Annotated in this window: 8 protein-coding genes and 1 pseudogene; 5 read left to right on the top strand and 4 right to left on the bottom strand. The window is 74.7% G+C overall.

All coding sequences use genetic code 11. The annotated features are described in order from the left end of the window. A pseudogene (locus ABD875_RS19675) lies at positions 1–1,553 on the bottom strand (hypothetical protein); the annotation flags it as partial. Between the two features lie 44 nt (positions 1,554–1,597). After that, the gene (locus ABD875_RS19670) at positions 1,598–1,957 is read right to left on the bottom strand and encodes a DsrE family protein (protein WP_345181409.1); all 360 of its coding nucleotides are present in this window, start codon (positions 1,955–1,957) and stop codon (positions 1,598–1,600) included. Positions 1,958–2,038: 81 nt separating this feature from the next. On the opposite strand from ABD875_RS19670, the gene ABD875_RS19665 reads away from it, so the two are divergent. From ABD875_RS19665 to ygfZ, 4 genes are read left to right on the top strand one after another with little or no spacing between them, the layout of a single operon-like run. Next, positions 2,039–3,025: a collagen-like triple helix repeat-containing protein gene (locus ABD875_RS19665; protein ID WP_345181407.1), complete on the top strand. Its 987-nt coding sequence runs from the start codon at positions 2,039–2,041 to the stop codon at positions 3,023–3,025. A 27-nt stretch (positions 3,026–3,052) separates the two neighbouring features. Next, on the top strand, positions 3,053–3,547 hold the full coding sequence (locus ABD875_RS19660; RefSeq protein WP_345181405.1) for a heme-binding beta-barrel domain-containing protein: 495 nt from the start codon (positions 3,053–3,055) through the stop codon (positions 3,545–3,547). Then, complete coding sequence (locus tag ABD875_RS19655; RefSeq protein ID WP_345181402.1) at positions 3,544–3,963, top strand: Fur family transcriptional regulator; 420 nt, start codon at positions 3,544–3,546, stop codon at positions 3,961–3,963. Before ABD875_RS19660 ends, ABD875_RS19655 begins: the two co-directional genes overlap by 4 nt. Further along, positions 3,956–4,894, top strand: coding sequence for a CAF17-like 4Fe-4S cluster assembly/insertion protein YgfZ (ygfZ, locus tag ABD875_RS19650; protein ID WP_345181400.1), 939 nt, complete (start codon positions 3,956–3,958; stop codon positions 4,892–4,894). Before ABD875_RS19655 ends, ygfZ begins: the two co-directional genes overlap by 8 nt. 102 nt (positions 4,895–4,996) lie before the next feature. Here ygfZ and mshD read toward each other — a convergent pair whose 3' ends face one another. Next, on the bottom strand, positions 4,997–5,791 hold the full coding sequence (gene mshD / locus ABD875_RS19645) for a mycothiol synthase (RefSeq protein ID WP_345181399.1): 795 nt from the start codon (positions 5,789–5,791) through the stop codon (positions 4,997–4,999). A 105-nt stretch (positions 5,792–5,896) separates the two neighbouring features. On the opposite strand from mshD, the gene ABD875_RS19640 reads away from it, so the two are divergent. Then, a complete protein-coding gene (locus ABD875_RS19640; protein ID WP_345181396.1) occupies positions 5,897–6,028 on the top strand; it encodes a hypothetical protein in 132 nt (43 codons plus the stop codon). Here the strand turns inward: ABD875_RS19640 and dtd are convergent. Then, positions 6,025–6,459 carry a D-aminoacyl-tRNA deacylase gene (dtd, locus tag ABD875_RS19635; protein ID WP_345181394.1) on the bottom strand — a complete coding sequence of 145 codons (435 nt, stop codon included), beginning with the start codon at positions 6,457–6,459 and terminating at the stop codon, positions 6,025–6,027. The genes ABD875_RS19640 and dtd overlap by 4 nt on opposite strands. Positions 6,460–6,492 lie beyond the last annotated feature (33 nt).

Here is a 6,492-nt window from a genome sequence, read left to right as displayed (position 1 = left end):
TCGGCGGCGGCCCAGGCCCGGGCCTGCTCCGCAGCGGTGGCCTCCGCGGCGGCGCGCGCCTCGGCCTGCTCGGCGGCGGCCTGCTCGGCGGCGGTGCGCGCGTCGGTCGAGACGAGCACGTGGTCCTCGTGGGCGCGGATGCTCGCGGCGAGCTGGTCGGCCAGGCCGCGGGCGTGCTCCTCGGCAGCCTCGAGGTCCGTGTGCGCCTGGCGCGCCGAGGCGACGGCGGCCGTGGCGGCCACCTCGGCCGCCTCGCGCGCTGCACCGGCCCGGGCGGCTGCCTCCGTCTGGGTGCGCGCGACCTCCTCGGCGGTGGCCCTCGCGGTGTGCGCCTCCTCGGCGAGGCGGGCGTGCTCGGCCGCAGCCTCGTCCGCGGCGGCGCGCGCCTGGGCGGCCGCGGCGGCGTCGTTCTCGGCCGCTCGGCGCGCCTCCGCCTGGGCGGTGGCGGCGGCCACGGCGGCGGCCTGCTGCTCGGTGGCCACGGCGAGCTGCTCGCCGAGCTCGTGGGCCCGGGCCTCGGCAGCTGCGCGCTCCTGGTGGGCCTGGGCGGCGGCCTCGGCGGCCTCGCGGGCGGCCTGCTCGGCCTGCTCGCGGGCCTCGGTGCTGGCGGCCAGCCGTGCGGTCTGCGCCTGGGCGGCCCGCTCGGCCTCGGCGCGCGCGTTGGCAGCGGCTTCGGCCCGCTCCTCGGCGGCCCGGGCCGCCTCCTCTGCCGCGGCGCGTGCCCGCGACGCGGCTGCGGCGTCGTTCTCGGCCGCCGCGCGTGCCTCGGCCTGGGCGGCGGCCGAGGCCAGGGCTTCGGCGTGCTGGTCGGTGACGGAGGCCAGCTGCTCGGTGAGGTCCTGGGTGCGCGCCTCGGCGGCGGCGCGCTGCCGGTGCGCCTCGGTCGCGGCGTCCGCGGCTGCGCGGGCGGCCTGCTCGGCCTGCTCGCGGGCCTCGGCGTCGTCGAGCAGCCGCTCGGCCATCGCCTGGGCGGCCCGCTCGGCCTCGGCGCGCGCGTCCGCGGCGGCCTCGGCGCGCTCCTCGGCGGCCTTCGCGGCCTCCTCGGCCGCGGTGCGGTCGACGGTCTGCTGCGCGGCGGTCTGCTCGGCGGCGAGCCGCAGCGCCGTCGCGACCTTGGCGGCGTCGACCAGCTTGCGCGCGGCCTCCTCGGCCTCGGCGCGGGCCGCGGCGGCCTCGGTCGCGAGCTGCTCGAGGCGGGTCCGCTCCGCGGCGTGCGCGATGCCGTCCTCCTCGACGGCCCTCCGGGCGTCGTACGCCTCCTGCGCCGCCGCGGCGTGCTCGGCAGCGATCCGGTCGGCCTCCAGCCGGGCCAGCGCGGCCTCGCGGGCGGCCTCCTCGGCGACGAGGCGCTCGGCGGCCTGCTCGGCCGCGGCCTGCTCGGCGCGGCGGCGCAGCTCGGCGGCGCGCTCGATCGCGGCCTGGAGGTCGGCCGGGGTGCGGGCCGACGGCGGGGGCACGCTGGAGGCGGGTGTGGCCGACTCCGGAGCGTCCTGCTCGGACTGCTCCGGCTTGCGCTGCCACCAGCGCGTGGCGCTCGGATCGTTCGTGCTCATCAGCGGGAGCCTAGAGGTTGGTGGGACGGTTGTGGTGACGAATGTCAGTACACCAGCGCCTGGACGTCCGGCGCGAGCACTTCCTCGACATACGCCGCGGCGCCCGCGATCCGCGTGCCCGGGAGCACGTCCGCCTCGGTGATCCCGCGGCGGGCGGCGCACTGGGTGCAGACCGTCACCCGGCCGCCGGCGAGCACCGCCCCGACGAGGCCCTCGGGGGCGGCGGCATGCTCCAGCGCGAACGACTCGCGGCCGGCGACCCCGAGCCACGCACCCTCGCCGGTGAGCCAGAGGCTGACGTCCGCCCCGGCCGTGAGGGCGGTCGCGGCGACGGTCAGGCCCTGGTTGGCGCGTTCGGGGTCGTCGGCGCCGCAGGTGACCTTGACGACGAGTGGGCGAATCACGGGGTCAGGCTAGCCGCGGCCGCATACGCTCCCGCTCGTGGATCCCGTGCGCCGCCGTCCGCGGCTCGTCGCCTGCTGGCCGTGCTCGCGCTCCTCCTCGTCGGGGTAGGAGCAGCCACCGCCGCCCAGCGCGCCCGCGCCGGCGACGGCGTCATCAACGGCTGCGTGCACAAGAAGACCGGCGTCCTGCGCGTCGCCTCCACGTGCCTCAAGGCGGAGCGGGCGATCTCGTGGAACCAGAAGGGTCCAGCGGGGGAGGCCGGCGCGCCCGGCGCGCCCGGCGCGGACGGCGCTCGGGGCGCTCCCGGCCCGCGCGGCGTCCCGGGCCCGGCCGGCACCGTGGGCAGCATCGACGAGCTCGACGGGACGCCCTGCCGCGACGGTGACGGCGTGCTGTCGGTGGAGTACGCAGGCACCGCGGTGGAGCTCACCTGCGACCTGCTCACCGTCTCGGTGACCAAGCAGGGCTCGACGCTCCCGGAGATCACCGGAGATCCGGTCGGCCTGACGTGCCCGGCCGGCACGGCGACCTGTTCGACCGGACGGATGGAGGACGGCGACGAGACGACGCTCCGGGCGCACCTGCCGGACCTCTGGGTGAGCCTCCTCAGCGACGACGGCGCCCTGACCTCCCCCGACGCCCGGCCGGGGTGGACCGGCTGCACGCCGATCTGGACCGATCCGGCCGTGCCGTCGTGCCGCGCGACGTCCCCCTCGAGCGTCGAGGTGGACTTCGCGCCGGTCCGGCAGCACTTCCGGAGCCAGGTGCTGGCGAAGGTCGGTGCCCGCGAGGCGCAGGTCGAGGCCTGCGCCGCGGACTTCGTCGGGATCCTCCCCGACCCGCAGGTGCCCTGCCGCGGCGGTTTCCGCGGTGTCGCCAACGACTTCGGCTCCCCGGGCGGCGAGTTCGTCCAGTCGGTGACGGTGGGGGCGTTCGGCGTGATCACGGTCGACGCCGGCGGGATCGCCGGCTACTACGTGCGGACGCCGGTGTGGCACGCAGACACCGAGACGTTCACCTGGACGACCTCGGGTCGGTGCGCCGACGCCGACGTCGACCTCTGCTGAGCGGCGCACTCCACCTACAGTTGGGCCATGCCGTTCGAGCTCCCCGAGAACCTCCACCCGAACTGCGGCCCCGTCGCCTGGCTGCTGGGCCGCTGGGGCGGACGTGGGCACGGCGACTACCCGACGATCGACGCGTTCGAGTACGGCCAGGAGCTGGTGTTCACCCACGACGGCCGTCCGTTCTTCCACTACTTCGCGCGCTCGTGGATCGTCGACGCCAACGGTGAGAAGGTCCGTGACGCGGCCCAGGAGGCGGGCTTCCTGCGCTGCCGTCCGAACGGCGAGATGGAACTGCTGCTCTCGCACTCGTCCGGGATCTCCGAGATCTGGTACGGCAAGGCCGAGGCCGGCAAGCTCGAGCTGCACACGGCGGGCGTGAGCTTCACCGAGTCGGCCAAGGAGGTGCGCTCCGGCAAGCGTCTCTACGGCAACGTCGAGAGCGACCTGCTGTACGCCTACGACATGGAGGCGATGGGACAGCCGCAGCAGCCGCACCTGTGGGCGAGGTTGGTCCGCCAGTGAGTGACGAGCTCGCAGATCGGCTGCGCGGGCAGGGCTACCGGCTCACCCCGCAACGGCAGCTCGTCCTGCGAGCGGTCGAGAAGCTCGGCCACGCCACCCCCGACGAGGTGCTCGCGGAGGTCCACGCCCAGTCCAGCGCGGTCAACGTGTCCACGGTCTACCGCAACCTCGAGGTCCTCGAGGAGCTGGGCCTGGTGCGGCACGCACACCTGTCGGACCGGGCGCCGACGTACCACTCGGTCACCGACCACGAGCACTTCCACCTGGTGTGCCGGAATTGCCACCGGGTCCAGTCGGTTGACCCCGAAGAGGTGGCGCCGTTCGCCGAGCGGCTGCGCGAGCAGCGTGACTTCGTCATCGACGTCGGTCACCTGGCGATCTTCGGAACCTGTGTGGAGTGTGAACCTGATGCGTAGCCCCTTGCTGGACCTGCCCGGCGCCGTCGCCGGCGACGGGATCGACCGTGACGTGGCGGCGCACTACGGGTCCTTCAACGGCGAGCAGCGCACGCTCGAGAGCGGCGACGGCTTCGTCGACCTCTCGCACCGCGACGTGATCCGCGTGTCGGGCCCGGACCGGCTCACATGGCTGCACTCGCTCACCTCGCAGCACATGGAGTCGCTGGCGCCCAAGGTCTGGACGGGCGCGCTGATCCTCAGCCCGCAGGGGCACGTCGAGCACGCGTTCTTCGGCTACGACGACGGCCTCGGTGACGAGGGAGCCTTCACCGCGCACACCGAGCCCGGCGCCGGTGCCGCGCTCGTGGAGTTCCTCGACCGGATGCGGTTCATGATGCGCGTCGAGGTCAGCGAGGTCGCCGACCTCGCCACCACCTGGCGTCCGGCGTCCGGTCACGAGTTCATCCCGCGCGAGAAGCTGACGGCGTACGCCGCGGCCGCCGGCCCGGCCTGCGGCCTGTGGGCCTACGAGGCGCTGCGGATCGCGCGCGGCGAGCCGCGGCTCGGCCTCGACACCGACCACCGCACGATCCCCAACGAGGCCGGCTGGATCGGCCCCGCCGTCCACCTGGACAAGGGCTGCTACCGCGGCCAGGAGACCGTTGCCCGCGTGCACACCCTCGGCCGCCCGCCGCGCCGGCTGACGCTGCTGCACCTCGACGGTTCCGAGAACCGGCTCCCCGCCGTCGGCTCGGACCTGCTGCTCGACGACAAGGTCGTCGGCTTCGTCGGCACCTCGGCGCGCCACCACGAGCTCGGCCCGATCGCGCTGGCGATGGTGAAGCGGAACGTCCCGCTCGACGCCACCCTCACTGTGGACGGGATGCCCGCCGCGCAGGAGGTCGTGGTCGACCCCGAGGTCGGCCTGCACGTGCGTCCGCTGCGCTGAGCTACTTCCGCAGTATCGCGACGCCGGCCCAGGCAGCCAGCACGCAGAGCGCCAGGAAGATCAGGATCTCGATCAAGCCGATGCCGAACATGCCGGCCTCCCTCAGCGTCGGTACATCACGTGGGTGTCGGCATCAGCATGCCCGAAACCGAGCCCGGAGTAGACCGCAACCGCCGGGTGGTTGTCGGACTCGACGTACAGCAGCACCTCGTCGACGCCCTTGCTCGCGAGGTGGTGCAGGCCCGCGAGCGTGAGCACCTTGCCGAGACCCTGGCCCTGGGCGGCCGGGTCGATCCCGACGACGTACACCTCGCCGAGCTCGGGGGAGTGCTGCTTGGTCCAGTGGAAGCCGATCAGCCGGTCGCCGTCGGCGGCGACCAGCAGGCCAGCGGGGTCGAACCACGGCTGCGCCATCCGCTCCTCGAGGTTCGCCGCGTCCATCGACCCCTGCTCAGGATGGTGCGCGAACGCTGCCGCATTGACGCGGATCAGCTCCTCGGCGTCCGACGGCCGGTAGCTGCGCACCCGCGCGTCGTCGTACGCCGGCAGGGGCTGGTCCATCCGGCGCCGCATGACCCACAGCTCGCGGACCCGCTCGAAGCCGTGGCTGCGCGCAAGGGCCGCGGCTGCCGGGTGGTCGCCGTGCGACCAGGCGCGCAGCTCACCGTCCTCGGGGAGCGCCTGCTCCAGCAAGGTCCGGCCGATCCCGCGGCCGCGGGCGTCGGGGTGCACGACCACGCTGAGCTCCACGCCCACCAGCAGCGCGAAACCCTCGTCGCGTACCCAGGAGCGGACCGACTCGGGCCGGTGGCGCAGGGTCAGCCAGGTCGCCTCGTCGAGCGGCGCCGCGCCGTCGGCGGCCTCGGCAGCGGCTGAGACGCGCTCGATCGACTCCATGCCTTCACCCTAAGAGGTGGTGTCGTTCGGTTTGCCGAACCCCGGGTGGACGAACCTGAAAGCCTGCGCCCGCACAGTAAAGACCACGGGGACGGAAGGCACGTGATGGGACGGCGTCGCACGATGGACCCGGTCGCGGAGCGCCGCCGGCGGCACCTGGTCCAAGGAGTGGCGCTCGGCGTCCTGGTCGCGGTCGCTGCGGTGCTGGTCGTCCTGGCCCTGCACCGGACGGCCTAGCCGGGCTCCTTCTCCAGGAGCAGGGTGATCGGCCCGTCGTTGACCGACTCGACCTGCATGTCGGCTCCGAAGACGCCACGCTCCACCCGCGCCCCGAGACGCACCAGCTCGGCGCAGACCGCGTCGTACGCCGGCTCGCTGACCGGGCCGGGTGCGGCCGCCTGCCACGTGGGTCGCCGGCCCTTGCGCGCGTCGCCGTACAGCGTGAACTGGCTGACCACCAGGATCGGCGCGCCGACGTCGGAGGCCGACTGCTCGTCGCGGAGCAGCCGCACGTCCCAGATCTTGCGGGCCAGCCAGGCGACCTCGTCGGGACCGTCGCCGTGGGTCACGCCGAGGTAGACGAGCAGACCGGGCTCGTCGAACCCGCCCACCTGCTCGCCGCCGACCGTGACCTTTGCCCGCAGCACCCGCTGCACCACCGCTCGCACCCGCCCAGTGTGGCGGCCCGCCCCCCTCTGGCA

Origin of the sequence: Nocardioides caricicola, from assembly GCF_039541135.1 — a bacterium.
GTDB classification, from domain to species: Bacteria; Actinomycetota; Actinomycetes; order Propionibacteriales; family Nocardioidaceae; genus Nocardioides; species Nocardioides caricicola.
The sequence above is the reverse complement of the archived record's forward strand: the minus strand, read 5'-3'. Positions and strand labels throughout refer to the sequence as shown.

What these genes read in the sequence shown, in the direction of transcription:
- ABD875_RS19660 (WP_345181405.1), top strand. Translation starts at nt 3,053, where the DNA reads ATGCCGTTCGAGCTCCCCGAGAACCTCCACCCGAACTGCGGCCCCGTC.
- ygfZ (WP_345181400.1), top strand. Translation starts at nt 3,956, where the DNA reads ATGCGTAGCCCCTTGCTGGACCTGCCCGGCGCCGTCGCCGGCGACGGG.
- mshD (WP_345181399.1), bottom strand. Translation starts at nt 5,791, where the DNA reads ATGGAGTCGATCGAGCGCGTCTCAGCCGCTGCCGAGGCCGCCGACGGC.
- ABD875_RS19640 (WP_345181396.1), top strand. Translation starts at nt 5,897, where the DNA reads ATGGGACGGCGTCGCACGATGGACCCGGTCGCGGAGCGCCGCCGGCGG.